The sequence below is a fragment of the Novosphingobium sp. GW821-FHT09E05 genome (genome assembly GCF_059416165.1).
In genome coordinates this window covers 1-24,145 of sequence record NZ_JBWKOQ010000008.1, presented here as the reverse complement: position 1 = coordinate 24,145, position 24,145 = coordinate 1, and the positions used below count along the sequence as shown (strand labels likewise).

Below are 24,145 nucleotides of genomic sequence, written 5' to 3'. Positions count from 1 at the left end.
GACAGGAATATGATGGGCAACGCCTCGAAGTTCGCAATGATCGCCGGAGTCCTTGTCCTGGTGGGCGCCGGAGGTTGGTACGGGGGGCGCATCGCGGTCGAGCACGTGGTTCACGACTACATCCTCGATCACCCCGAAATCCTGCCGCAGGCGATGGAGAACCTCCAGAAGCGCCAGGCCACGCAGGCGCTGGCCGGCGTGCGCCAGAACGTCGAGACGCCGTTCCCGGGCGCCGTGCTCGGCAATCCGAACGGCAAGGTGACCCTGGTCGAGTTCACCGACTTCGCCTGCGGCTACTGCCGCCAGAGCCTCGGCGACGTGGCGCAGCTGATCCAGAAGAACCCGGACCTGCGCATCGTCGTGCGCGAACTGCCGATCATCAGCCCGCACAGCCCCGCCGCCGCCCGGATGGCGCTCGCCGCCGCCGAGCAGGGCAAGTACCCGCAGTTCCACGACGCCATGTTCGCCGCCGGGCAGGTCGACGACGCCACCATCGCGGCGGTGGCGCAGAAGGTCGGCCTCGACATGGAGCGCGCCCGCCGCATCGCCGCGAGCCCGACAGTGGAGGCCGAACTCTCGCGCAACCTCGAGATCGCCCAGCGTCTCGGCTTCTCGGGCACGCCCAGCTGGATCGCCGGCGAGCGCCTGATCGCCGGCGCGGTGGGCATCGACCAGCTTTCCGAGGCGGTGAAGGCGGCGCGGGGAAGCTGAGCACCCCCGGTTGCCCCCGCGCAGCGGGGACCGCTGGCATGGCCGCCCCATCTCGGCGCCGCGCGCCATGCCGCAGTAGCCCATCGCGAGCCCGCGCTTCAAGAGTACCCAGCGCTCCCGGATCCAGTCCGGGACGACGGCGGAAAATCCCGGGCCCCACGTTTTGCAACCGCCTGAAGGTTCCGCTAGGCTAGGCCCATGAGCGTGTTGCCGATCCAGCCGATCCCCTTCTTCGCCAACAAGGACAAGGCGTTCTGGCGCCTCCAGATCATCGGCTGGAGCGGGGCCATGGTCCTGCGCACGATGTCCGCGATCGCCAACAACCTGCCGCTGGCCTCGCTGGTGCTGGTGCTGATCGCGACGATCACCGGCTTCTCGATCTCGCTGGTTCTCTCGGTGATATTCCGCACGCTGATCACCAGGCGCGCGCTCGTCACCTGGGGCCTGACGGTGCTGGTCCTGCCTTTCGCGGTGGGCCTGCACGCCTTCATCGACGCCTGGGTGATTTCGCTCTGGCGGACCGAGGGCGACGCCAGCTTCACCCAGCTGTTCCTCGGCGTGTTCTACCTCGACGCGACCCTGCTCGGCGCCTGGACCGCGCTCTACTACATGGTCAACTTCTACCTTCAGGTGGAAGAACAGAACGACCAGCTGATCCGGCTCGAGAACCAGGCGACCAGCGCCCAGCTCGCCATGCTGCGCTACCAGCTCAACCCGCACTTCCTGTTCAACACGCTGAACTCGATCTCGACGCTGGTGCTGCTCAAGCAGACCGAGCCGGCCAACGCCATGCTCAGCCGTCTGTCGTCGTTCCTGCGCTACACGCTGGTCAACAAGCCTTCGGCGCGGGTCACCGTGGCGCAGGAGGTGGAGACGCTGCAGCTCTACCTCGACATCGAGCGCATGCGCTTCGAGGAACGCCTGCGCACCACCTTCGACATCGATCCCGCCACCGAGACCGCCCTGCTGCCCTCGCTCCTGCTCCAGCCGCTGGTCGAGAACGCGATCAAATATGCCGTCAGCCAGCAGGAAGCGGGAGCCGAGATCACCGTCTCCTCGCAACTCGTCGGGCCGATGCTTCGCATCACCGTCTCGGACACCGGGCCGGGCTTGCAAAGCCCCACGACCGACAACAGGTTGTCGGGCATGACCTACGATGGAGGGGAGCCGGTATCGACCGGCGTGGGACTGGCCAACATTCGCGACCGCCTGTCGCAGGCCTACGGCGAGCAGCATCGCTTCGAGACGGTGGAACCGCTCGAGGGCGGTTTTGCCGTCGTCATCGAAATTCCCATCGACCGCCGCGAAACCTCCGAGGACATGCACGAGCCCATGCGTCAGCCCGTTTCGGCGCGGTAAGCAATCTGGACGATGAAACAATTTTGGTCCGCGCGCGTTTGCCGGTCCGGAGAAAACAACTGATGACCATCCGCACGATCCTTGTCGACGACGAGAAACTCGCCATCCAGGGGCTGCAACTGCGGCTCGAGAAGTACCCTGACGTCGAGATCATCGACACTTGCGCCAACGGGCGCGAGGCGATCCGCAAGATCAAGACCGAAAAGCCCGACCTCGTCTTCCTCGACATCCAGATGCCCGGCTTCGACGGGTTCTCGGTGGTCAAGGGCGTCATGGAGATCGAGCCGCCGCTGTTCGTCTTCGTCACCGCCTACCAGGAACACGCGGTGCGCGCCTTCGAGGCGAACGCGGTGAACTACCTGATGAAGCCGGTGGACGAGAGCAAGCTGGACGATACCCTAGCCCGCGTGCGCCAGCGCCTATCGGAAAAGCGCTCGTCCGAGGAAGCCGAAAAGCTCAAGACCGTGCTCGCCGAAGTCGCCCCCGACGCGGTGGACCACATGCCCGAGGACAGCGATCCGGGCGCAGACCGCTACGAAAAGCTCATCAACATCAAGGATCGCGGCCAGATCTTCCGGATCGACGTCGATTCGATCGAGCACATAGAGGCCGCCGGCGACTACATGTGCATCCGCACCGCCGACAACTCGCTGATCCTGCGCGAGACGATGAAGGACCTCGAGCGCCGCCTCGACCCGCGCGTGTTCCAACGCGTTCACCGCTCTACCATCGTCAACCTCAACCAGGTCCGCCAGGTGAAGCCGCACACGAACGGCGAATGCTTCCTCGTGCTCGATTCGGGCGCGCAGGTGAAGGTGAGCCGCTCGTACCGCGACGTGATCGCGCGCTTCGTTCATTAGGACCGAGCACCCCTCCCTCGTCATTCCCGCGAAGGCGGGAACCCATCTGATGCGGTTTCAGATTGCACTGGCTGCAGATGGATCTCCGCCTTCGAGGGGATGACGAAAAGGGGGATGCGCACTTTGGGCTGCCGCGCGCTATGGCGAGGTTTCGGGCCGAAGCCCCCCCTTCCGCTTCAACCAACCCACACCCCCTCGACAACACCCGATGAACGCGCAAAAGACGCGGTCATGACATCGTTCTCGATCCCCGGTTTCGACCTCGCCGCCTTCGTCGACGCAACACTGGCCGAGGACCTCGGCACGGGCCTTCCCGGCGGCGGCCGCGACGTCACGTCGGAAAGCGTGATCGAGGCCGAGGCGCGGTTCTCCGGCGTGATGGATTCGCGCGACGCGATCACCGTCGCCGGCCTGCCGATCGCGGCGGCATTCTTCCGCAAGCTCGACCCGGCGATGGAGATCGAAATCCTCGTCGAGGAAGGCGCGCAGGTCACGCCGGGCACCAACCTCATGCAGCTGGCCGGCAACGCCCGCGCCATGCTGACGGCGGAGCGCGGCGCGCTCAACACCGTCCAGCACCTTTCCGGCATCGCCACGATGACGCGCGAGTACGTCGATGCCATGGATGGCCACGCGACCTTGCTGGACACGCGCAAGACGATCCCCGGCCTGCGCCACCTCGAAAAGTACGCGACGCGCCAGGGCGGCGCCAGGAACCACCGCATGGGCCTGTGGGACGCGGCGATGATCAAGGACAACCACGTCCTCGTCGCCGGCGGCGTCGGCCCGGCCGTGGCGCGCGCAAAGGCGGCGGGCGTGGCGCAGATCATCTGCGAGGTCGACCACCTCGCCCAGATCGAGCCCGCCATCGCCGCGGGTGCGCACCACCTACTGCTCGACAACATGGGCCCGGACACCTTGCGCGAGGCCGTCGCCATCGTCGCCGGCCGCGTACCGACCGAAGCCTCGGGCGGCGTCAACCTGAAGACCATCGGCGCCATAGCCGCCACCGGCGTCACCTACGTTTCTGTCGGCCGCCTCACCCAGAGTGCCCCCGCCGCCGACATCGGACTGGACTTCACCCCGCTGTGAGCCGCGGCGGGGCACTGATCGCGGCGGTGGCGAGCGTCCTACCCGTCCCGGTGCTCGCGCAGGCCTATCAGTGCTCCCTGCCGCCCAGAGTCGCTCCCGTGGCCCCTGTCTCGCCCGACGGCCCCGCGCGCCGGACGCCGATCGCGGGCTACACCCTCGCCGCTAGCTGGTCGCCCGACTACTGCAAGACCAGCGGCGACACGCGTTCGATGCAGTGCGCCAAAGCCAACGGGCGCTTCGGCTTCGTGCTGCATGGTCTATGGCCCGAATCGGCAAGCGGACCCTCGCCGCAATGGTGCGCCGCGCAGCCCCTCCCCTCGCCGCTGCTGCTGCGCCAGCACTTGTGCATGACCCCGTCGCCCTCGCTGCTGGCGCACGAGTGGGCCAAGCACGGCAGCTGCATGGTGAAGACGCCCGAGACATATTTCCGCGTCAGCGCGATCCTCTGGCGCTCGGTCGTGTGGCCCGACGCCGACCGCCTGTCACGAAAGCGGGACCTGACCGCCGGCATGCTGCGCGACCATTTCCTGCTGACGAACCCCGGCTGGCCGCGCGCAGCAGTCGGCATCGACGCGAGCGACAAGGGCTGGCTGCGCGAAGTCCGGCTCTGCTACCGCAGGGACTTCCGTCCCGGTCGCTGCCAGGATCGCCAGTTCGGCCTGCCCGATTCGGCGCCGCTGAAGATCTGGCGCGGGCTTTAGCGCCGCTCGCGGAAAAAACGCCGCAGCATCTCCGCCGATTCGGTCGCCCCGATACCGGAATAGACTTCCGGCCGGTGCAGGCACTGGGGATGCTCGAACACGCGCGCGCCGTGCTCCACCGCCCCGCCCTTGGGGTCCGAGGCGCCGTAGTAGAGCCGCGCGATGCGGGCGTGGGCGATGGCGCCGGCGCACATCGCGCAGGGCTCCAGCGTGACCCACAGCTCGCAGTCTTCGAGGCGTTCGTTGCCCAGCACCCGCGCCGCCGCGCGAATCGCCTCTATCTCGGCGTGGCTGGTTGGGTCGTGCCGTTCACGCGGACCGTTGCGGCCGGTCGCGAGCACGCGGCCGCCCTTCACCACCACCGCGCCAATGGGAACTTCGCCCAGAACGGCGGCTTCGCGGGCTTGCGCGAGGGCGAGAGCCATGTATTCGGGGAGCGGCCAACGAGTCATGGGTTTGCGCTAGCCTGCGAAAAACCTGTGCGCAACTTGACCTTGCACGGGCGACTCGCTAAGGGCGCGCCTTCCCGTTTCTACGGCAACAGATCTTTTTCGAGCGAGAGTAGACATGTCCCGCATCTGCGAACTGACTGGCAAGGGCCGCCAGGTCGGCTGCAACGTCAGCCACGCCAACAACAAGACCAAGCGCGTCTTCCTTCCCAACCTGCAGAACGTGACCCTGCTGTCGGAAGGCCTGGACCGCAGCTTCAAGTTCCGCGTTTCGACGCACGGCCTGCGTTCGGTCGAGCATAACGGCGGCCTCGACAACTGGCTGCTCAAGACCTCGGACACCAAGCTTTCGCCCGGCGCCGTCAAGGTGAAGCGCGAACTGCTGAAGAAGCAGGCCGCCTGATCTCGCCGCTCTCCTGAGGGAGAGCGCGGCAGGCAAATCGCTTAAAAAGGCGTGCGAAGCCCGGCTTTGCACGCCTTTTCGCGTTCGCTGTCGGCCGCCTATCGCGGCCAGGGCAGCCGTACCGGATCGACCGACAGGCGCCACAGCACCGTGTGCTGGTAGTCGGCGCGGTTGTCGTCCGAGATCAGCCAGACGCCCAGGCGGCCATCGGCGCGCGGCTCCACGGTCAGGCCCTCGAGGTTGTCGATCGGCAGTACTGAGGCGAGCCGCGCCACTTCCTCAACATGCCACGTCCCGCCCTCGCGGATCCGGCGCGGATCGCCGATCGCGATACGCGAGGCGAATCGCATCGGGAACGGCCAGATCAGCCGCCGCATGAGCACAAGAATGCGCCCGTCCGGCATCTGCGCCATGTCGGTGACCGCGAAATTGCGCGGCCCGTCCAAGGTGAAGCGCATCGGCTCCGCGCCTTCGGTAGGGTCGCCGGGGAACAGCAGGCCGGGATTTCCCGTACCGTCGAACAGCCCGGGCGGAACCTCGCGGACCGTCAGGAAGCGGCCGTCCGCGAGCCGCACCAGGCTTTCCGGCCCGGTATTGTCGCCCCAGTCGGACATCGCGGGCGGCTGGCTCGCTGCCGATATCCGGAAGTTCGGGTCAAGCCGGATGATCTGGTTGCGACCCTCCAGCCCCAGCCAGAACCGTCCCGTGGCGGGATCGTGGGTGGCGGATTCGACGTCGTTGAAATCCTTGTTCTTCGGAGGGCTGAGCATCAGCTCCTCCGCGCCGGGTCCCGGCCCGGCGCGGTCGGGCGGGGTGAAGCGCAGCATCACGCCGCTGTCGCTGATCGCCACCCAGCGCCCGCGCGGCATCGCCAGCAGGGCGGAATAGCCGCCGAACCGCGTCGACCTGCTGCGCAGCCGCCAGATCTTCTCAAGCCGGAAGGCCCCCAGCCGCGCCGTCTCACGCGGGGGCGGCAGGGGCTGAGCCTCCACGCGCATGTTCAGCCGATAGACGGGCTTGGGCGGGCCCTCGCCCTGCGCCCAGGTCAGGGCAAGCAGGCCGACGAGGGCGAGGGAACCGAGAATGCGCTGCACGGGCGCCTCGGTAGCGGCTTGCCGAATCGGCGCAAGGCGCGAAGCCGAGCTGCGCCGATTTACCGGGGCACAGGCGTCAGTTCATCGGCCCGGTAAATAGCAGTGGATCGAGCCGCGCCTCGTTCCACTTGATCGACCAGTGCAGGTGCGGGCCCGTGGCGCGGCCGGTCATCCCGATGCGGCCGATGACCTGTCCCTGCCGGACATGGTCGCCCTCCTTCACGAGGATCTGCGAGCAGTGGAGGAAGGCGCTGTTGAGCCCCATGCCGTGATCGAGCATCAGGAGGTTGCCCTCCAGCGTGAACGGCTTTTCGGCGGCGAGGATCACTACGCCGTCGGCAGGCGCGACGAAAGGCGTGCCGCTGGTGCCGCTGCTGATGTCGAGGCCGGAGTGATAGGCGCCGGGCTCGCCGCGATAGATGCGCTGCGAGCCGAAGCGGCCGGAGATGCGCCCCTTGGCGGGCCACACGAAGCGCTGGCGCCACCCTTGGGCATCGGTCACCTGCGCCCGCGCCGCGTTGATGCGCGCGAGTTCGGGGCGGCGGATAGCCATGTAGGCCTCGGTCGAGCCGCCGGGGCTGCGGGCAATGTTGACGTTCTCGATCTGCCAGGCGCGCGGAGAGACGACGATGTGCTGCTCCCCGATCGTGCCGTTCGCCAGCACCGTGCGCAGCAGCGCCTGCGGGGCGGCATCACGGTCGAACGCGGCGAACCAGGAGCCGTCGGGCGCGACCTTGACCGGCGTCCCGTCGAGCGAGAGCGTGCGCATCCCGGCGGGGAGCGAGCCGCGAATCCAGCCGCCCTGCGTCTGCTCGCCGCTGAAGGGGATCGTGACGGGACGAGCCGGTGCGGCGGGAGCCACCGGCGCCACGCCGCCGCGCGGAGCTGCGCGGATTACCATGGGAACCGCCAACGCCGTGCCAATGGCGACGACAGCGAGCAGCGCGAAGCCGCGCCGGCTTTCCGTCATGTCCCGGTCAGACCTGACCGAGCAGGCGCTTCGTGGCGATTTCGGCGGTGGCGTAGGGCTCCTGCCGCTCGTTGCTCCAGTAGCGGAGCATTTCGAGCGGGATCTTCTCGCCGCTCACGGCGCACAGGACGTAGTGCCCGGCGCTCAGCACGCGAAAGCCGTTGGGGCCATAAGCGAGCTTGGCGGGGCGATCGGCGGAGGACATCAGCATGGCTCGGTCCTTAGCAGACCATCACGATCCGAACAAATCGTCCTGTCGCGGCGCTATGGGCGCCGGTCGCGCGGGCTTGCGGGCGGGGGCTGCAGCGGGGACGACCGGCGGCGGCGCAGCGCCGGTTTCGCCGAGCGACACCGCCAGTTCGCCGTCGCGGAACTCGATCACCAGACCGGCCTCGCGCGAAGCGGCCTCGCGGCTCGTCAATGCCTTGCCGCCTGCGGTCTTGACCAGCGCATAGCCGCGCTGGAGCGGCAGGCGTGGGTCGAGCTGGGGCAGCACGCGGGCCACCGGAGCCAAGCCGTCGCGCGCCAGCGTCCAGCGGCGCTCCAGCAGGCGCGGGGTCAGGCCCACGCGCACCAGCCGCTCGCCCGAGGACTGCACCCGGTGGCGCAGCAGCGGCAGCGAGAGCGTGCCGGCGACGCGGTGCAAAGCCTCGCGCTTGGCCGCTGCCTCGTCGCGCAGGCCGCGCCGCAGGCGTTCGGACAGCTCGTCGAGCTTCTGCGCCTTGGCGGCGAGGATCGCCTCGGGCTTGGGCAGGCGCTGGACGCGCGCCTCCAGCCGCTCGCGGCCGAGCATGACCGGACGCAGCGCGCAGCGGCGCTTGCGCAGGCCCAGTTCGTCGATCTGGTTCTGGAGTTCGGCGCGCACCGGCACCGCCATTTCGGCGGCGGCGGTGGGGGTGGGGGCGCGGCGGTCGGCGGCATGGTCGCACAAGGTGGTGTCTGTCTCGTGGCCCACGGCGGAGATCACCGGGATCGACGATTCGGCGACCGCGCGCACGACGATCTCCTCGTTGAAGCTCCACAGGTCCTCGATCGAGCCGCCCCCGCGCGCGACGATGACGAGGTCGGGGCGCGGCACCGGGCCGCCGGGCTGGATCGCCGAGAAGCCGCGCACGGCATTCGCAACCTGCGCCGCCGCGCCCTCGCCCTGCACCAGCACCGGCCAGACCAGCACGCGGCTGGGGCAGCGGTCGGCAAGGCGGTGGAGGATGTCGCGGATCACCGCGCCGGTGGGCGAGGTGACGACGCCGATAACCTGCGGCAGGAACGGCAACGCGCGCTTGCGTTCGGGCGCGAACAGGCCCTCGGCGGCGAGGCGCGCGCGCAGCTTTTCGAGCAGCGCCAGCAGCGCGCCCTCGCCCGCGATCTCCATCGATTCGATGACGATCTGATACTTCGAGCGGCCGGGGTAGGTGGTCAGCTTGCCGGTGGCGATGACCTCGATGCCGTCCTCGGGCCGGAAGGCGAGTCGCTGCGCGCCGCCCTTCCACATGACGCCGTCGATGACCGCCTTGTCGTCCTTGAGCGCGCAGTAGAGGTGGCCCGAGGCCGCGCGTTTCACGCCCGAAAGCTCGCCGCGCAGGCGCACGAAGCCGAAGCGGTCCTCGACCGTCCGCTTGAGCAGGTTCGAAATCTCGCTGATCGAAAGGGGCGCGGCGTTGTCCCCGGCCGACTCCTTCGCTACCAGCCCCCCCGAACGACCGTCGTTGTAATCATCGTCGTAGAATTGATCGGAAGGCACGGGAAATGAACATCCTGCTACTGGGCTCGGGCGGCCGCGAACATGCACTGGCGTGGAAGCTGGCGCAATCGCCGCGCTGCGATGCCCTGTGGGCGGCGCCCGGCAATCCGGGCATCGCAGAGGTCGCGACGTGCATCGCGCTCGACGCGACCGACCACGCCGCCGTGCTCGCTTTCTGCGAGGCGAACGTGATCGGCCTCGTCGTCATCGGCCCCGAGGCGCCGCTGGTCGATGGCCTCGCCGACTCGCTGCGCGGCGAAGGTTTTGCCGTCTTCGGACCGAGCAAGGCGGCAGCGCAACTGGAGGGCTCGAAGGGGTTCACCAAGGACCTCTGCGCGCGCGCCGGCATCCCGACCGGCGGCTACGAGCGCGTCATCGATGAGGCCGCCGCCATGGCCGCGCTCGCGAAGTTCGCCGCGCCGGTGGTCATCAAGGCCGATGGCCTCGCCGCCGGCAAGGGCGTCACCGTGGCGATGACCATGGCCGAGGCCGAGGACGCCGTGCGTGACATCTTCGCCGGACGCTTCGGCAGCGCCGGCGCCGAGGCTGTGATCGAGGAGTTCCTCGACGGCGAGGAAGCCAGCTTCTTCGCGCTGACCGACGGATCGACCATCCTGCCCTTCGCCTCGGCGCAGGACCACAAGCGCGTGGGTGACGGCGACACAGGCCCGAACACCGGCGGCATGGGCGCCTACAGCCCCGCCAGGGTGCTCACCCCCGAGCTGGAAGCTCTGGCGATGACGCGCATCATCGCGCCGACCGTGCGCACGCTCGCCAACGAGGGCATGCCCTATTCGGGCGTGCTGTTCCTCGGCATCATGCTCACCGCCAAGGGGCCCGAACTGATCGAGTACAACTGCCGCTTCGGCGATCCCGAGTGCCAGGTCATGCTGATGCGGCTCGAATCGGACCTCGTCGAACTGCTCCACGCCTGCGCCGAGAACCGCCTCGCCGCGATCGAGCCGCCGCGCTTCTCGCCCGATGCGGCGCTGACCGTGGTGATGGCGGCCGAGGGCTATCCCGGCACGCCGGCCAAGGGCGGCGCGATCCGCGGCATCGCCGAGGCCGAGGCGAACGGCGCCAGGGTATTCCACGCCGGCACCGCGCTGACAGACGGCGAACTGGTGGCCAGCGGCGGGCGCGTGCTCAACGTGACCGCGCGGGCGAAGACCGTGACGCAGGCGCAGGACCTCGCCTATGCGGCGGTCGACGCGCTCGATTTCCCCACCGGCTTCTGCCGCCGCGACATCGGCTGGCGCGAAGTGGCGCGCGAAAAGTCCGATGCTTAAGCACGCCGACCCCATCCTCAAGGTCTCGCTCGCGCTCGCGGCACTGCTCGCGGGCGCGGGCGTGGGCTATTACTACGGCATCTACCTGCCCGCGCAGGACGTGCGGCGCCAGGCGCAGGAGATGACCGCGCGGCAGACCCGGGCCGCCGCCGAGACCCGGGCGCTCGCCGAACGCGCTCGCCGCGAACAGGCCGCGCAGACCGAGTACCAGGACTGCGCCAACTTCGCCGAGCTGTCGTACAAGCAGCGCTGGAACCTCAGCTGCCAGAGCCTGCACGACGCCGACCAGGCCGCGTTCGAGGACTGCGCCGACAACCTGTTCAGCACCGACAGCGGCTGCCTCGCCAAGAACCCCGTGCGCCCGGCGCAGGGCTGTGCCCTGCCCGCGCAGGTCGCCCAGTCGCTGTCCGGGGCACGCGATCAGCGCAAGGCGGAGTGCCTCGGGCGGCTGGAAGCGGTGCAGCGGGGGCGCGGCCCGGCACCGATCGACGAAGCGCCGATGACCGAGCCGAGCGGGCTGAACTGAGCGGTCGCCATACGGGGCCGGTCAGCCGCGCCAGGCCAGCCGCGTCGGCGAAACCTCGATGACCGGCACTTCCCAGGGATGCGCGTCCAGCAGCCGCCCCACCATCGCCGGCAGCGCCGGATCCTCGGGCGCGCAGGCGGCGTACGTCGTCAGGATCACTGTCGGCGACAGGCTGGCCTCGCCCGCCGTGCCCAGGGTGGGCGCGGCATCGGGGCCGGAGCGGAAGGATTCCCAGCCCGGCGCGATCTCGACCACGCCGGTGTAGAGGCCGAAGTCGCCCAGCACGCCGCCCTCCCGGATGAGGGCCAGCATCGCGGCGAGCACCGGGTCGCCCTCGGCGCCGGCGGCATCGCCGGTCAGCATCGCGGCAAGCGTTGCGGCGCGGACGGGAACGTGGATGCGCACCATCGTCGCATCGCGCAGCGTGGTCACGGCGCGTCCCCGTCCACCAGCAGCTTGACCACCAGCGCCAGCCGCTTGGCGTCCTCGCGCGCGAGGTGTTCCTTGGGCAGGAGGCGCTTGGCTTCCTCGAGCGCGGCGACGACCTGCGGGCGGGTGTAGCCGTGCTCCTTCAGGAATTCACCGAGGTAATGGACCGGGAACGGCAGTTTCGCGCCGATGCCCTGGCACATCACCTCGAGCCAGTACTGGTCGAGGTCGGCATCGGCGTAGACGTGGCAGTCGCGCACGAATTCGGCCATCTCGGCCAGCACCTGCGCGGGCGGCAGGCCCTCGGTATCGAGCATGTCCTGGGTGATGCCGTGGAGCGCCTCGGCCTCGTCCGACCAGTCCCAGTAGCGCCAGGCCTCGACCGGGCGGATCAGCCAGGCCCGGCTCGTGCCGTCGATGCGCGCCACCGCGACTTCGATGGGATAGGACTGCCCGTATTCGGGCAGGCAGCTCGCTTCGAAATCGATCAGCGCCGGACAGCTCAAGCCGTTGTTCCTTGTTTGCGTGCGGCAGCGGACCGCTGCCGCAGCGTGTCATCCCATCTTCGCGGCGACGAAATCGGCCAGGTCGCATTCGGGCCGAGCGCCGTAGTGCGAGATGATCTCGCTGGCGCAGAGTGCCCCCATGCGCAGCGACTCGGCAAGGCTCTTGCCGCGCACGTGGCCGTAGAGGAAGCCGGCGGCGAAGAGGTCGCCCGCGCCGGTGGTGTCGACCACCCGGTCGATCGGCTCGGCCGCCACTTCCACGCGCTCGCCGCCCTGCAGCGCCACCGCGCCCTCGGCGCCCCTGGTGACGACCAGCACGTCGACCCTGGCGCTCAGCTGGGCAAGGCCGTCCTCGAAACCGGCCTTGCCGGTGAGCGAGGCCATCTCGTGCTCGTTGCAGAACATCAGGTCGATGGCGCCGTCCTCGATCAGCTCGAGGAAGTCGAGGCGGTGCATGTCGATGATGAACGATTCGGACGGGGTGAAGGCGATCTTGCGCCCGGCGGCGCGGGCGGCGGCGATCGCCTTGCGCATCGCGGCGCGCGGCTCGACCGGGTCCCACAGATAGCCTTCGAGGTAGAGCACGGCGGCATCGGCGATCGCCGCTTCGTCCACCATGTCTTCGGACAGCAGGTGCGAGGCGCCGAGGAAAGTGTTCATCGTGCGCTGGCCGTCGGGGGTGACGAAGATCAGGCAGCGTGCGGTCGGCGTCTCGCCGGCGCGGGCGGGGACCGAGAATGCGATGCCCGCGGCGTGGATGTCGTGGGTGAAGACCTCGCCCAGCTGGTCGTCGGCGACCTGGCCGACGAAGCCGCACTTCGCGCCCAGCGCGGCGAGGCCGGCAAGCGTGTTGGCGGCCGATCCGCCCGAGACTTCGCGCGCCGGGCCCATCGCGGCGTAGAGGGTGCGTGCCTGCTCGCCGTCGATCAGCTGCATGCCGCCGTGCGTCAGGCCCAGCTCGTCGATCAGGCTGTCGGGGCAGTTGCCGATGACGTCGATGATGGCATTGCCGATGGCGATGACGTCCAGCTTGGGTTGCGTCATGGGAGCGGGAGATCCTTAAGTCGTGTCCGGGAAAAGCGATTAGGCCCGCGCCTAGCGCGCGGCGCGGCGGCCGACAAGGTTGCGCGAGGTTTACACGGTTTACACGGTCCTGGAGGCAAACTGCCCTCCCAGGGCCGGAAAGTGTCGCCTTGTGCGGCAAAAGTGTCGCCTTGGGCTGCAAAAGTGTCGCCTTGCGTCGGCAAAGGTGTCGCCTTGCGTCTGTAAAGTGTCGCCTTGTGTGTCGCCTTGCGCCGACCGCCGGACGAAGTGTCAACTTGCGCTCGGTGCAAGGCGACAGGCGTGTGCGGTGCGAGGGCAAGGGCGATCCGGGTCATGCGCCTTGGTACCCCACGGCATCGGCTGTAGGAAAGCGCACGGCCGCCGGCCGCGGGCGTTCCCCGCAATCGCGGCCGGGTCCGGCGAAGGGCCGTTGACTCGCCCCCGGCGGCGCGCAATGCCCCGGGCCGACCATGACGACGATCCTTCCCGCGCCCACCCGCCCTTCCCTGCGCCTGCTGAGAGGCGCCCTCGCCGCCGCCTCGCTGGCCTTGACGATGGCCGCCTGCACCAGCGGCGGCAGCGTCGCGAGCACGCCGCAGCCGCCCCGGCGGACGTTGGGGGTGCCGCCGGTGCGCCAGCCCACCCGCACCCCGACGCGCGACGCCCAGCTGCAGATGGCGCCGGGCCTCGAAGGCGTGATCGGCGCCAACCAGGGCCAGCTCGTCCGCCTGTTCGGCCCGCCCCGCCTCGACGTGTGGGAAGGCGACGCGCGCAAGCTGCAGTTCACCGGCACCGCCTGCGTGCTCGACGTGTTCCTCTATCCCAGCGCCTCGTCGAAGGAGCCCCACGCCAGCTACGTCGACGCGCGCCGCTCGTCCGACGGGCAGGACGTGGACCGGGGCGCCTGCGTGGCGGCGCTGAAGGGGAAGTAGGGGGCTGACGGGCGTTGCCTGAGTCCCCTCGCCAAGGTCGGGAATCAAGTCAAAAGCCACTTCGTCGCCCCCGCGCAGGCGGGGGCCTCGCTTTGCGCGCCCTCGAAGGCAAAAGCGGGGTCCCGCCTGCGCGGGGACGACGGAGCGATTTGGCGAACCCGAGCGCTTCGAGCGGGTCGGCCTGTCGCTCTCCCCATCCTCACCCCACCCGGATCGGCGGCAGTACGTCCTTGCCCGCCGCGCCGGCCTCGTCGACGAGGCCCTCGGGATCGGTGTGGATGAGGATCTCGGTATCGGGAAAGTCCGCCCGCAGCCGCGCCTCCAGATCCGCCATCACCCGGTGCGCGTCGCGCACGGTCATGTCGGCATCGACCCAGACGTGGAACTGCACGAAATCCTGATTGCCCGAGGTGCGCGTGCGCAGGTCGTGGACGCCGCTGATGTCGGGGTTCGTGGCCAGCACTTCGAGGAAGCGGCGCTTCTTCTCGGGCGGCCATTCGTGGTCCATCAGCTGGTCCAGCACCTGCTCGGACGCGCTGAACGCGCCCCAGGCCAGCCAGCCGGCGATGGCAAGGCCGAACAGCGGGTCCGCCTGGCGGAAGCCGATGTACTGGTCGAGCACCAGCGCCGCGATCACCGCGACGTTGAGCAGCAGGTCGGACTGGTAGTGGACGCTGTCGGTGGCGATGGCGAGGCTGCCGGTGCGGCGGATCACCCGGCGCTGCCAGGCGATCAGAGCGAAAGTCACCGCGATCGCCGCGATCGAGACGCCGATGCCCTCCCCCGCCGCCGCGACGCGGCCCCCGGCGGCGAACTGCTCGACCGCGCGGGTGGCGATGCCCAGCGCCGAGATCGAGATCAGCACGATCTGGAACAGCGCGGCGATCGCCTCCGCCTTGCCGTGGCCGAAGCGGTGCTTGTCGTCCGCCGGCTGCGCCGCGATCCACACGCCCACCAGCGTCGCCACGCTGGCGACGAGGTCGAGCGCGGTGTCGGCCAGACTGCCCAGCATCGCCGTCGAGCCGGTGGTCCACGCGGCGTAGCCCTTGATCGCCAGCAGCAGCGTGGCCGCGGCGATGCTCGCCAGCGCGGCGCTGCGGTTGAGCTTTGCGCGCTCCGTGCCGGCGTCGGGCGGGCTCACGGATAGAGCAGCGTGCTGGCCCAGCCGTTCGGCCCGTGCTCGAAGCGGCGGCGTTCGTGGAGGCGGTGCGGACGGTCGTGCCAGAACTCGATGGCGAGCGGGCGCACGCGCCAGCCGCCCCAGTGCGCCGGGCGCTCCACCTCCGCATCGTCGAAGCGCGCGCGCGCCTCCTCGTAGCGGCTGAGGAAGGTTTCGCGCGAATCGAGCGGGGCGGACTGATCGGAGGCCACCGCGCCGATCTGCGAATCGCGGGCGCGCGAGTGGAAGTAGGCTTCGGCCTCGGCCTCGCTCACCGGGGAGAGCGGGCCCTCGATGCGGATCTGGCGGCGCAGGCTCTTCCAGTGGAACAGCAGCGCGACCTGCGGATTGGCGGCGATCTCGCGGCCCTTGCGGCTGTGGCCATTGGTGTAGAACACGAAGCCGTCGGGGCCATGGTCCTTGAGCAGCACCATGCGCACGGAGGGCACCGCGTCCGGCGTCGCGGTGGCGAGCGCCATGGCGTTGGCATCGTTGGGCTCGGCGGCGCGCGCCTCGGCGTACCACTGCGTGAACAGCGCGAGGGGATCGCCGTGCGGGATGACCTCGCGGGCCTCGGCGGCGTCGATGTCGGAGGGGAAGGATGTGGACACGGGTATGGGCTGCCTTCGAATGGGGGGCCGGGCTCGGGCGGTGTCGTCCGGCACCGCGCGGTAGGAAACCATCGCACGGGCCGCAAGTTGCTGGCAACCCGGCGCACGGCGCATCGTTGCGCTTGTCCAAAGGCGCGTCGCGACCTAGCTAGGCAGTCATCATGGCAGCAGACCCTTACACCACCCTGGGCGTACCGCGCGGCGCGAGCGAGAAGGACATCAAGTCCGCCTATCGCAAGCTCGCGAAGGAACTCCACCCCGACAAGAACCAGGACAACCCCAAGGCGGCCGAGCGCTTCAGCGAAGTGACCGGCGCCTACGACCTGCTTTCCGACAAGGCCAAGCGCGCCCAGTTCGACCGCGGCGAGATCGACGCCGACGGCAACCCGGCCGGTCCCTTCGGCGGGTTCGGCGGCGGCGGAGGCTTCGGCGGCGGTCCCGGCGGCCAGCGCGGGTTCGGCGGCGGCTTCGGCGGCGGCAGCGAGGACGGCATCGACCTCGAGGACCTGTTCGGCGGTATCTTCGGCGGCGGCGCGCGCGGCGGTCCCGGCGGCGGCATGGGCGGCATGGGCGGCATGGGTGGACGCGGGCGCGCGGCCCCGCGCGGCGCCAACGTCAGCTACCGGCTCGCCGTGCCGCTCACCGACGCGGCGGAGCTGAAGGCCCAGCGCATCACCCTGTCGGACGGCAAGACCATCGACCTCAAGCTCCCCGCCGGGCTCGAGGACGGCACCCAGATGCGCCTCGCCGGCAAGGGCGAGCCCGGTCCCGGCGGCCCCGGCGACGCTACGGTCACCATCCAGATCCAGCCGGACGCGTTCTTCCGCCGGGAAGGCGACGACCTGCGCATCGACCTGCCGATCACGCTGGACGAGGCGCTCGCCGGCGCCAAGGTCAAGGCCCCCACCCCGGCGGGCGCGGTCATGCTCTCGGTCCCCGTGGGCGCCAGCTCGGGCAAGGTGCTGCGCCTCAAGGGCCGCGGCATGAGCCGCAAGGACGGCACCCGCGGCGACCAGCTGATCGCGCTGCAGATCGCCATGCCCGAACCCGATTCCGACGCCGGACGCGACCTCGCCGCCCGGCTGGAAGGCTGGAGCGACGGCCGCGACGTGCGCGGCAAGCTTGGCATCTGACCCTTCCAAGGCGCCGGTGGGCGTGACGGGCGGCGAGCACCGCCACGAAGCGCTGCGCCACAGGATCAAGCGCAAGGCCGGCCCTGGCACGCGGGTCTTCCGCGTGGTCGGTCGCGTCATCAACGGCACCTGGGACGACGGCTTCATCCACGCCGGAAACCTCGCCTACATGACGCTGCTGGCGCTGTTTCCCTTCTTCATCGCGCTGGCCGCGATCTTCTCGGCGCTGGGCGAGCAGGACCAGCTCGGCGCCTCGATCGACGCGGTCTTGAGCGCCATCCCGCCGCGTGTCGCCGAAGTGCTCGGCCCCGTCGCCCACGACGTCGCCGCCGCGCGCCACGGCCACCTGCTGTGGATCGGCGGCATCTTCGGCCTCTGGACCGCGACCAGCCTGGTCGAGACGATCCGCGACATCCTCCACCGCGCCTACAACACCACCAAGCGCCAGCGCTTCTGGCGCTCGCGGCTGGTCTCCACGGGCCTCATCTTCGGCTCGGTGCTGCTGCTGCTGGTCTCGCTGTCCTCGCAGGTGCTGATCTCGGCGAGCGAGGCGATCATCGCGGTGCTGTTCCCCCGCCTCGACGACCTGTCGGAGCAGATCGCGATATCGGGCGCCATCAGCGCGGGCGCGCTGTTCGGCTCGATCTACATGCTGATCTACCTGCTCACCCCGTCCCAATACCAGAAGCGCCGCTACCCCAAATGGCCCGGCGCCGCGCTCGTCACCGGGTGGTGGCTGCTGGTCGCCTATGCGCTTCCGAAGGTCCTCCAGACGTTCTTCATGTACGATCTGACGTACGGAAGCCTTGCCGGGGTGATGATCGCGCTTTTCTTTTTCTGGCTTGTGGGACTAGGGATGGTGGTAGGCGCCGAACTCAACGCGGCGCTCGCGGGGGCGCCAGACACGCCAGGAACCGCCACGGCCCCCGGGCCGAACGACAAGGAAAGTACAGGAAGAAACGAATGACCGGTCTGATGCACGGTAAACGCGGCCTGATCATGGGCCTTGCAAATGACAAGTCGCTGGCCTGGGGAATCGCCAAGAAGCTGCACGAACAAGGCGCCGAGCTCGCCTTTTCCTACCAGGGCGATGCGCTGGCCAAGCGGGTGAAGCCGCTGGCCGAGAGCCTGGGCAGCGATTTCCTCGTCGAATGCGACGTGTCGAACATGGAAGCCCTCGATACTGCCTTCGCGCAGATCGCCGAGCGCTGGGAGACGATCGACTTCGTCGTCCACGCCATCGGCTTCTCCGACAAGAACGAACTGCGCGGGAAGTACGTCGACACCAGCCTCGACAATTTCCTGATGACGATGAACATCTCCGCTTACAGCCTAGTGGCCGTCACCAAGCGGGCGCTGCCGATGATGTCGGCAGGCGGCTCGATCGTGACGCTGACCTATTACGGCGCCGAGAAGGTGGTGCCACACTACAACGTGATGGGCGTTGCCAAGGCCGCGCTCGAGGCTTCGGTGAAGTACCTCGCCAACGACCTGGGCCCGCAGGGCATCCGCGTCAACGGCATCTCCGCCGGGCCGATCAAGACGCTGGCGGCCAGCGGCATCGGCGACTTCCGCTACATCCTCAAGTGGAACGAGCTGAACGCCCCACTGCGCCGCAACACCACGATCGAGGACGTCGGCGGCGCCGGGCTCTACCTGCTCTCCGACCTGTCGTCGGGCGTGACGGGCGAGACCCACCACGTCGACTGCGGCTACCACGTCGTCGGCATGAAGCAGGAAGACGCGCCCGACATCGCGCTCGCCTGAGCGCGAGCGGCGTGGAACGACGAAGGGCCGGGGTGATTCCCGGCCCTTTCGCGTTCCTCTCTCCCCGTCAGCGCGGCTGCGCGGCCCGGGCCGGGGCGATCACCTCGACCTTCGCCTTCTCGGGCGTATAGGCCTTCACGAACAGCTGCCACGACGACAGCGCCAGCACCCCCGCCAGCAGCGGCTGCAACACCCGGTCCGGCGCGTGCGATGACAGGTAGCTGCCCACCACCACGCCCGGAATCGAGCCGATCAGCAGGTTGGTCAGCAGCCGCCCGTCGACGTCGCCCATGATCCAGTGCCCGGTGCCGGCGATCAGCGCCAGCGGCACCGCGTGGGCAATGTCCGAGCCAACGATGCGCGCCATCTGCAGGCGCGGGTAGAGCATCAGCAGCACGGTCACGCCGATAGCGCCCGCGCCCACCGAGGACATCGACACCGCCACCCCGATCAGCGCGCCCAGCGCCACCGTGCCGCCGGTCACACGGCCTGGCGAGCGCACCGCGTCGAAGTCGTGGGCATGGCGGAACAGCCACTTGCGCCCGATCACCGCCAGCGCCGTCAGCGCCAGCAGGCAGGCGAGCGAAACCAGGATCACATGCTCGGCGGACTTTCCGACCTTGCCGATGCTCGCCAGCACCGCCAGCGTTACCAGGGCCGCCGGGATGCTGCCGATGGCAAGGCGGCGCACGATCGTCCACTCGACCGTCTCGCGCGATCCGTGGACCGCTGAACCCGCGATCTTGGTGATCGCCGCGAACAGCAGGTCGGTGCCCACCGCGGTCTTGGCGCTCACCCCGAACATCAGCACCAGCAGCGGCGTCATCAGCGACCCGCCGCCCACGCCGGTAAGCCCGACCAGCGTGCCGACCAGCAGCCCGGCGATGGCGTGGAACATGTCGATCGAACCCGTCACGCCCATGCGCGCACCCGCTTTCCCTCAGCCTGTCGATGGATTTGGGGGCCGCCCGCGCACGGACGCGCCGACCGGAAACCCGGTCCGCATGGCGTCGGCGCTGATGCTGCGGAACCCCTCACGCCGCCGTCTGAGCCGATTTGCGGGGTGCGGACAAGCGCGTTCCGGTTTCAGGCCATGAAGCGCGGCTTGGGCGGAGAAGCGCGCGTCCGCAGAGCGCCGGCGCACCGGCGCCCGTCCCGATAAACCCTCGTCATCCCCGCAAAGGCGGGGAGGACGTCCGGATTACTGCACCTTGGGCAGCGGCGCGGTCTTGGCGGCGGCGGCGTCGGCCGCATCCTCCTGGGCTTCCTGGCGCTGGCGCTGCTCAAAGTAGGCCTTTTCGGCCTCCTCGACGCGGGCCTGCTGTTCGGCGGCATCGGCGTCGATGGTCGAGAGGCGCTTCTCGCGCTCGGCGGCGATCAGTTCGCCGAACCTCACGTTCGAGCCTTCCTTCTTCTCCGCATAGGCCTTGTCGATCAGCTGCTGGGTGCAGCCCAGCGAACCGCCGGCGCCGACCGGCGAGCAGCTCAGGGTGCCGAAGGCGCCCACGCTCTCGTAGGCCTGGACCTTGTTCGCCCAGGCTTCCGACTGCGGCGCGTCGATGCCGCGCAGCGATTCGGGAATGCGATAGCGCTCCTGCTCTCCGCGCCGCACGCAGATCACCATTTCCGCATCGGTCGACTGCGGGCAGGCGTCGTCGCCGTAGATGATGAGCTGGTTGACCTTCTCGTCGTGCGTGTTCACCCGCGCATCGAGCGGCACGCTCTGCTGCGCGAAGGCGGGCGCGGCGGTCAGCATCAGGGCGGACATGGCGGCACCCAGGGCGGCTGAAGTCGGGAGGCGGGTCATCGCGGGGGCTCCAATGCGTCGATATCGGCGAAGTATGGGCTCGATATAGGGGCGCGCGGGCTTGAACGATAGCTTAAGCCGCCCCCTTTGCGAACAAACCCGCAGCGGCGTGGATTCGTTCCGCGAACGGCAGCCCGCTCCTTACCTCCGACACAGAACGGCCGACCCAAAACGCTCCGTCATGCCCGCGCAGGCGGGGACCCGGCTTGTTCCTTCGGCCTTGCGCAAGAAGGAACCCCGGCCTTCGCGGGGGCGACGGGAGTGTTGGGTTGCTGCCGGAACCCCGGCCGGCTTCGTCGGCCCCGCCGGCCTATATCCGCTCGGACAGTTTGATCGCGACGCGGCAGCCCATGCGGATGGCGTGGAACAGCAGCGGATAGGCCGGCGCCTGCTCGGCCCCCGCCGCCAGCGCGGCGTCGCGGTGTTCGCGCTCGTCGTCGCGGAATTCGCGGATCACTTCGGACAGTTCGGGATCGTCGGTGCCGAGGTCGTCGACCTGCTGGGTGTAGTGACGCTCGATCTCGGTCTCGATCGCGGCGGTGCAGGCCATCGCCGCCTTGGGACCGATCAGCGCCGTCGCCGCGCCGAGCGCATAGCCCGCCACCGACCACACCGGCTGGAGCAGCGTCGGGCGCACCCCGCGCGCGGCGATCATGGCGTCGAAGCGGGCGCGGTGGTCGGCCTCCTGCGCGGCCATGCCGGCGATCTCGGTGGCATGCGGCGCGCGCGTGCCCATCACCGCGAGCTGGCCCGCATAGATCCGCGTCGCGCCGTATTCGCCCGCCTGGTCGACCCGCAGCATCCGCTCGCTGCGCCTGGAAACTTCACTCATGGCCTGGTCCTCCCGGAAGCCGCGATCAGCCCGAAGACGGCCAGCGCGCCGGCGACCGAGAACAGGAAGTTCCAGCCCGCCAGCGAGACCCCGAACAGGTCCCACGGCGCCACGTCGCAGCGGATCACCGGCGCGTTCATGATCGCGGCGAGCGGATCCCCGCCGCCCGCCATCGGGCTGGCGGTGCAGGCGGTCATGCCTTCCCACCAGTGGTATTCGACCCCGGCGTGGAAGCCGCCGATCAGCCCGGAGACAAGCACCGCCAGCGCCGCCACCGCGACGAGCGGGCGCACCGGGCGCCAGAAGAACGCCAGCGCCGCCAGCGGGATCGCCAGCATGTGCGGGTAGCGCTGCCACCAGCACATCTCGCAAGGGTGGAGCCCAAACAGGTACTGGCCGACCAGCGCCCCGCCGAGCAGGAAGACGGGAACGCCCAGCGCAAGCCAGCGGGCGGCGCGCACGGGGGCGTCGACGGGAACGGCCATGCCTGCCTCTACCCTCAGCGCTTGGCCGGGGCGGCCGCCGCAGCCAGCGCCGGCTTGCCTGCCGTGCGCTTCAGCGTGGAGATCGCGTAGTTGAGCTGAAAGTCCTTGATGCCCTGCTTTTCAAGCTCGGCAGCGGTGACCTTGAACCGCGGATCGTCCATCTTGTCGGTCTCGAGGTCCTTGTCCTTGAGCGAGGCCTCGTTGATGAGGTGGCCGCGCAGGTCGGACTCGCGCACCGCCCGCTCGGCCCGGGCGCGGGCGTCGGGGTCGGACAGCTGGGGCACCTTGATGTCGGGGACGATGCCGCCCTCCTGCACCGAGTGGCCAGACGGCGTGAAGTAGCGCGCCGTGGTCAGCTTCACCGCGCTGTCGTTGTCGAGCGGCAGGAAGGTCTGGACCGAGCCCTTGCCGAAAGTACGCTCGCCCATGATGACCGCGCGGTGCTGGTCCTGCAGCGCGCCCGCCACGATCTCGGAGGCCGAGGCGGAGCCCGCGTCGACCAGCACGACCACCGGCAGGCCCTTGGCGGCATCGCCCTTGAACATCGATTCGGCGCGGTAGAACTGGTTTTCGGCCGCGTTGCGGCCGCGCTGCGAGACGATGTCGCCCTTTTCGAGGAACAGGTCGGACAGCGCCACCGCCTCGTCGAGCGAGCCGCCGGGGTTCGAGCGCAAGTCGAGCACGAGACCCGCCAGCTTGCCGCCCTTGAGCGCGGCCTGCTTCTTGAGGTCGGCGAGCGCGCTGTTCACGTCGTTGCCGACATCGCGCGAAAACTCGTTCACCGAGATCACCCCGACGTTGTCCTTCAGCTCCGAAGTCACCGGCTCCAGCTCGATCACGCCGCGCGTCACGGTGACGTCGAACGGCGCGTCGCGGCCCTGGCGGAAGATCGTCAGGCGGATCGAGGTGCCCGCCGCGCCGCGCATCTTGGAGACGGCCTCGTCCAGATCGCGCTCGTAGTAGAGCACGCCGTCGAGGTGGGTGATGTAGTCGCCCGCCTTGAGCCCCGCCTTCTCCGCCGGGCTGCCCTTGAACGGCGAGATGATCTTCACCGCGCCCTCGTCCTCGATGACCGAGAGGCCGAGGCCGGTGTACTTGCCGTCGATCATCGTCTCGAGCCGCTGCAGCGAGGGGCCGTCGAGGTAGTTCGAATGGGGGTCGAGGCTGGCCAGCATGCCGTCGATCGCGCCCTTGAGCAGCTTGTCGTCGTCCACCTGGTCGACGTAGTTCTCCTTCACGATCTGGTAGATCGTGAACAGCTTGTCGAATTCGTGGGCGGCGCGGGTATCCACCGCCGCCAGCCCCGAGGTCGCGGCGGGCAGCACCGCCACGGCGGAAACGAGCAGCGCGGCGCGCAGGAACGGAGCGATCTTCATCGGGCGATGTGCCTCTTTCAGGTCATCCAGCGACGCGGCCGGACGGGGGTTGTGTCATCCTATCGTCCGATTGGCGTGAACGCCAGCGGAACGGGCGGGCTTTGCCTCCATATGGGAGCCATCGGGCGCGGGGAAAGGCTTCGGGGCGGCGAAGGCGGTTGCCAAAAGCGTCGCCCCTACAACGAGCGGATGTACGCCAGCGGATTGACCGCCACCCCGCCGCGCCGCAGCTCGACCATCACGCGCGGTGCGCCGGGCCCGGCGGTGCCGATCGGCGAGCCGGCCACCACCGTTTCGCCGACCGCGACGTCCAGCCGCGCGAGGCCGGTGACGAGCGAGGTCCAGCCGCCCTCGTGCTCGACGATGACGATGTTCTGGTAGCCGCGGTAGGGCCCGGCGAAGGCCACGCGGCCGGGCGCGGGCGCCACCGCCTGCGCCAGCGCGCGCGGGCCCAGTACCAGCCCGGCCGAGCGCGCCTGCCCCGGCGCCTCCTCGCCGAAGCCGGTCACCAGCCGCCCGGTCACCGGCAGCAGGTAGGTGGCGAGCCCCTCGGGCGGCGGCACGAACTGCGAGGCGTCGGCGACGCGCGCGTCTTCGGGCCGCGCCGGGCGCATGATCGGCCCCGGCAGCGCGGCGAGCCGGGCGCGCAGCTGGCCCTGACGGCCGACTTCCTCGACCAGATCGCCGAGGTCCCGCGCCTTTTCGGCGAGCGCCAGCGCCCGGTCGCCCTCGCGCGCGGCGACGCCGGCGGCCTCCCGCCCGGCAAGGCGCTGGCGCGATTCGAGCACGGCCAGCTGGCGGCGGCGGTCCTGCATCTGCGCCTGCGCGCCCGCGAGCCCGGCGGCGGCGGCGCGCGCCTGTCCCTCGAG

The 24,145-nt window shown here is 69.7% G+C and carries 28 protein-coding genes; 12 read left to right on the top strand and 16 right to left on the bottom strand.

The features are described from left to right. Positions 1 to 12 precede the first annotated feature (12 nt). From AC07M9_RS19695 to AC07M9_RS19675, 5 genes are all read left to right on the top strand, one after another. Positions 13 to 711, top strand: a complete 699-nt coding sequence (locus AC07M9_RS19695) for a DsbA family protein (protein ID WP_494886190.1) — start codon at positions 13 to 15, stop codon at positions 709 to 711. Between the two features lie 198 nt (positions 712 to 909). After that, entirely contained in the window at positions 910 to 2,070 is a 1,161-nt protein-coding gene (locus AC07M9_RS19690) for a sensor histidine kinase (RefSeq protein WP_494886149.1), read from the top strand. A 62-nt stretch (positions 2,071 to 2,132) separates the two neighbouring features. Further along, positions 2,133 to 2,930: a LytR/AlgR family response regulator transcription factor gene (locus AC07M9_RS19685; RefSeq protein ID WP_007680063.1), complete on the top strand. Its 798-nt coding sequence runs from the start codon at positions 2,133 to 2,135 to the stop codon at positions 2,928 to 2,930. Positions 2,931 to 3,161: 231 nt separating this feature from the next. After that, the gene (nadC, locus tag AC07M9_RS19680; protein ID WP_494886146.1) at positions 3,162 to 4,022 is read left to right on the top strand and encodes a carboxylating nicotinate-nucleotide diphosphorylase; all 861 of its coding nucleotides are present in this window, start codon (positions 3,162 to 3,164) and stop codon (positions 4,020 to 4,022) included. Positions 4,023 to 4,120: 98 nt separating this feature from the next. Further along, positions 4,121 to 4,723 carry a ribonuclease T2 family protein gene (locus AC07M9_RS19675; protein WP_494886145.1) on the top strand — a complete coding sequence of 201 codons (603 nt, stop codon included), beginning with the start codon at positions 4,121 to 4,123 and terminating at the stop codon, positions 4,721 to 4,723. Here the strand turns inward: AC07M9_RS19675 and AC07M9_RS19670 are convergent. Then, positions 4,720 to 5,175, bottom strand: coding sequence for a nucleoside deaminase (locus AC07M9_RS19670; RefSeq protein WP_494886143.1), 456 nt, complete (start codon positions 5,173 to 5,175; stop codon positions 4,720 to 4,722). The genes AC07M9_RS19675 and AC07M9_RS19670 overlap by 4 nt on opposite strands. A 115-nt stretch (positions 5,176 to 5,290) precedes the next feature. Here AC07M9_RS19670 and rpmB point away from each other — a divergent pair, with 115 nt between their 5' ends. Continuing rightward, positions 5,291 to 5,575, top strand: coding sequence for a 50S ribosomal protein L28 (rpmB, locus tag AC07M9_RS19665; protein WP_494886141.1), 285 nt, complete (start codon positions 5,291 to 5,293; stop codon positions 5,573 to 5,575). A gap of 98 nt (positions 5,576 to 5,673) precedes the next feature. On the opposite strand, the gene AC07M9_RS19660 is transcribed toward rpmB, so the two are convergent. From AC07M9_RS19660 to xseA, 4 genes are all read right to left on the bottom strand, one after another. Next, on the bottom strand, positions 5,674 to 6,669 hold the full coding sequence (locus AC07M9_RS19660) for an esterase-like activity of phytase family protein (protein ID WP_494886140.1): 996 nt from the start codon (positions 6,667 to 6,669) through the stop codon (positions 5,674 to 5,676). A gap of 76 nt (positions 6,670 to 6,745) precedes the next feature. Next, positions 6,746 to 7,639: a M23 family metallopeptidase gene (locus AC07M9_RS19655; protein ID WP_494886138.1), complete on the bottom strand. Its 894-nt coding sequence runs from the start codon at positions 7,637 to 7,639 to the stop codon at positions 6,746 to 6,748. A 7-nt stretch (positions 7,640 to 7,646) separates the two neighbouring features. After that, positions 7,647 to 7,850 (bottom strand): DUF2093 domain-containing protein, encoded by a 204-nt coding sequence (locus AC07M9_RS19650; RefSeq protein ID WP_007680047.1) that lies wholly within the window; start codon positions 7,848 to 7,850, stop codon positions 7,647 to 7,649. A 21-nt stretch (positions 7,851 to 7,871) separates the two neighbouring features. After that, entirely contained in the window at positions 7,872 to 9,380 is a 1,509-nt protein-coding gene (xseA, locus tag AC07M9_RS19645) for an exodeoxyribonuclease VII large subunit (RefSeq protein WP_494886137.1), read from the bottom strand. 5 nt (positions 9,381 to 9,385) lie between these two features. Between xseA and purD the strand changes: the two genes are divergently transcribed. Both purD and AC07M9_RS19635 read left to right on the top strand, forming a co-directional pair. Beyond that, positions 9,386 to 10,669 (top strand): phosphoribosylamine--glycine ligase, encoded by a 1,284-nt coding sequence (gene purD / locus AC07M9_RS19640; protein WP_494886136.1) that lies wholly within the window; start codon positions 9,386 to 9,388, stop codon positions 10,667 to 10,669. Then, entirely contained in the window at positions 10,662 to 11,195 is a 534-nt protein-coding gene (locus AC07M9_RS19635; protein ID WP_494886135.1) for a hypothetical protein, read from the top strand. Before purD ends, AC07M9_RS19635 begins: the two co-directional genes overlap by 8 nt. A gap of 21 nt (positions 11,196 to 11,216) precedes the next feature. On the opposite strand, the gene AC07M9_RS19630 is transcribed toward AC07M9_RS19635, so the two are convergent. Genes AC07M9_RS19630 through AC07M9_RS19620 form a run of 3 tightly spaced genes read right to left on the bottom strand, consistent with a single transcriptional unit; the run spans position 11,217 to position 13,174 of the window. Further along, the gene (locus AC07M9_RS19630) at positions 11,217 to 11,627 is read right to left on the bottom strand and encodes a hypothetical protein (protein ID WP_494886133.1); all 411 of its coding nucleotides are present in this window, start codon (positions 11,625 to 11,627) and stop codon (positions 11,217 to 11,219) included. Then, entirely contained in the window at positions 11,624 to 12,130 is a 507-nt protein-coding gene (locus AC07M9_RS19625; protein WP_494886131.1) for a 3'-5' exonuclease, read from the bottom strand. Before AC07M9_RS19625 ends, AC07M9_RS19630 begins: the two co-directional genes overlap by 4 nt. A 48-nt stretch (positions 12,131 to 12,178) precedes the next feature. Continuing rightward, complete coding sequence (locus AC07M9_RS19620) at positions 12,179 to 13,174, bottom strand: adenosine kinase (RefSeq protein ID WP_494886129.1); 996 nt, start codon at positions 13,172 to 13,174, stop codon at positions 12,179 to 12,181. A 470-nt stretch (positions 13,175 to 13,644) separates the two neighbouring features. On the opposite strand from AC07M9_RS19620, the gene AC07M9_RS19615 reads away from it, so the two are divergent. Next, positions 13,645 to 14,106: a hypothetical protein gene (locus AC07M9_RS19615; RefSeq protein WP_494886127.1), complete on the top strand. Its 462-nt coding sequence runs from the start codon at positions 13,645 to 13,647 to the stop codon at positions 14,104 to 14,106. A gap of 199 nt (positions 14,107 to 14,305) precedes the next feature. Here AC07M9_RS19615 and AC07M9_RS19610 read toward each other — a convergent pair whose 3' ends face one another. Then, positions 14,306 to 15,247: a cation diffusion facilitator family transporter gene (locus AC07M9_RS19610; protein WP_494886126.1), complete on the bottom strand. Its 942-nt coding sequence runs from the start codon at positions 15,245 to 15,247 to the stop codon at positions 14,306 to 14,308. Next, positions 15,244 to 15,852 (bottom strand): pyridoxamine 5'-phosphate oxidase, encoded by a 609-nt coding sequence (gene pdxH / locus AC07M9_RS19605; protein ID WP_494886188.1) that lies wholly within the window; start codon positions 15,850 to 15,852, stop codon positions 15,244 to 15,246. The genes AC07M9_RS19610 and pdxH overlap by 4 nt, the downstream gene beginning before the upstream one ends. 185 nt (positions 15,853 to 16,037) lie before the next feature. On the opposite strand from pdxH, the gene AC07M9_RS19600 reads away from it, so the two are divergent. The 3 genes from AC07M9_RS19600 to fabI are packed head-to-tail and all read left to right on the top strand — an operon-like array spanning position 16,038 to position 18,776. Then, the gene (locus AC07M9_RS19600; protein WP_494886124.1) at positions 16,038 to 17,009 is read left to right on the top strand and encodes a DnaJ C-terminal domain-containing protein; all 972 of its coding nucleotides are present in this window, start codon (positions 16,038 to 16,040) and stop codon (positions 17,007 to 17,009) included. Continuing rightward, on the top strand, positions 16,999 to 17,976 hold the full coding sequence (locus tag AC07M9_RS19595; RefSeq protein ID WP_494886123.1) for a YihY/virulence factor BrkB family protein: 978 nt from the start codon (positions 16,999 to 17,001) through the stop codon (positions 17,974 to 17,976). Before AC07M9_RS19600 ends, AC07M9_RS19595 begins: the two co-directional genes overlap by 11 nt. Continuing rightward, on the top strand, positions 17,973 to 18,776 hold the full coding sequence (gene fabI / locus AC07M9_RS19590) for an enoyl-ACP reductase FabI (RefSeq protein ID WP_494886121.1): 804 nt from the start codon (positions 17,973 to 17,975) through the stop codon (positions 18,774 to 18,776). Before AC07M9_RS19595 ends, fabI begins: the two co-directional genes overlap by 4 nt. 67 nt (positions 18,777 to 18,843) lie before the next feature. On the opposite strand, the gene AC07M9_RS19585 is transcribed toward fabI, so the two are convergent. The 6 genes from AC07M9_RS19585 to AC07M9_RS19560 all read right to left on the bottom strand — a co-directional run. Beyond that, the gene (locus tag AC07M9_RS19585) at positions 18,844 to 19,698 is read right to left on the bottom strand and encodes a sulfite exporter TauE/SafE family protein (protein ID WP_494886120.1); all 855 of its coding nucleotides are present in this window, start codon (positions 19,696 to 19,698) and stop codon (positions 18,844 to 18,846) included. 279 nt (positions 19,699 to 19,977) lie between these two features. Continuing rightward, complete coding sequence (locus AC07M9_RS19580) at positions 19,978 to 20,583, bottom strand: hypothetical protein (protein ID WP_494886119.1); 606 nt, start codon at positions 20,581 to 20,583, stop codon at positions 19,978 to 19,980. 310 nt (positions 20,584 to 20,893) lie between these two features. After that, positions 20,894 to 21,415: a demethoxyubiquinone hydroxylase family protein gene (locus tag AC07M9_RS19575; protein ID WP_494886117.1), complete on the bottom strand. Its 522-nt coding sequence runs from the start codon at positions 21,413 to 21,415 to the stop codon at positions 20,894 to 20,896. After that, positions 21,412 to 21,900, bottom strand: coding sequence for a disulfide bond formation protein B (locus tag AC07M9_RS19570; RefSeq protein ID WP_494886116.1), 489 nt, complete (start codon positions 21,898 to 21,900; stop codon positions 21,412 to 21,414). The genes AC07M9_RS19575 and AC07M9_RS19570 overlap by 4 nt, the downstream gene beginning before the upstream one ends. 14 nt (positions 21,901 to 21,914) lie before the next feature. Further along, a complete protein-coding gene (locus tag AC07M9_RS19565; RefSeq protein WP_494886114.1) occupies positions 21,915 to 23,276 on the bottom strand; it encodes a S41 family peptidase in 1,362 nt (453 codons plus the stop codon). A 176-nt stretch (positions 23,277 to 23,452) separates the two neighbouring features. Further along, on the bottom strand, positions 23,453 to 24,145 hold a 693-nt coding region (locus tag AC07M9_RS19560; RefSeq protein WP_494886113.1), incomplete at its 5' end, for a murein hydrolase activator EnvC family protein.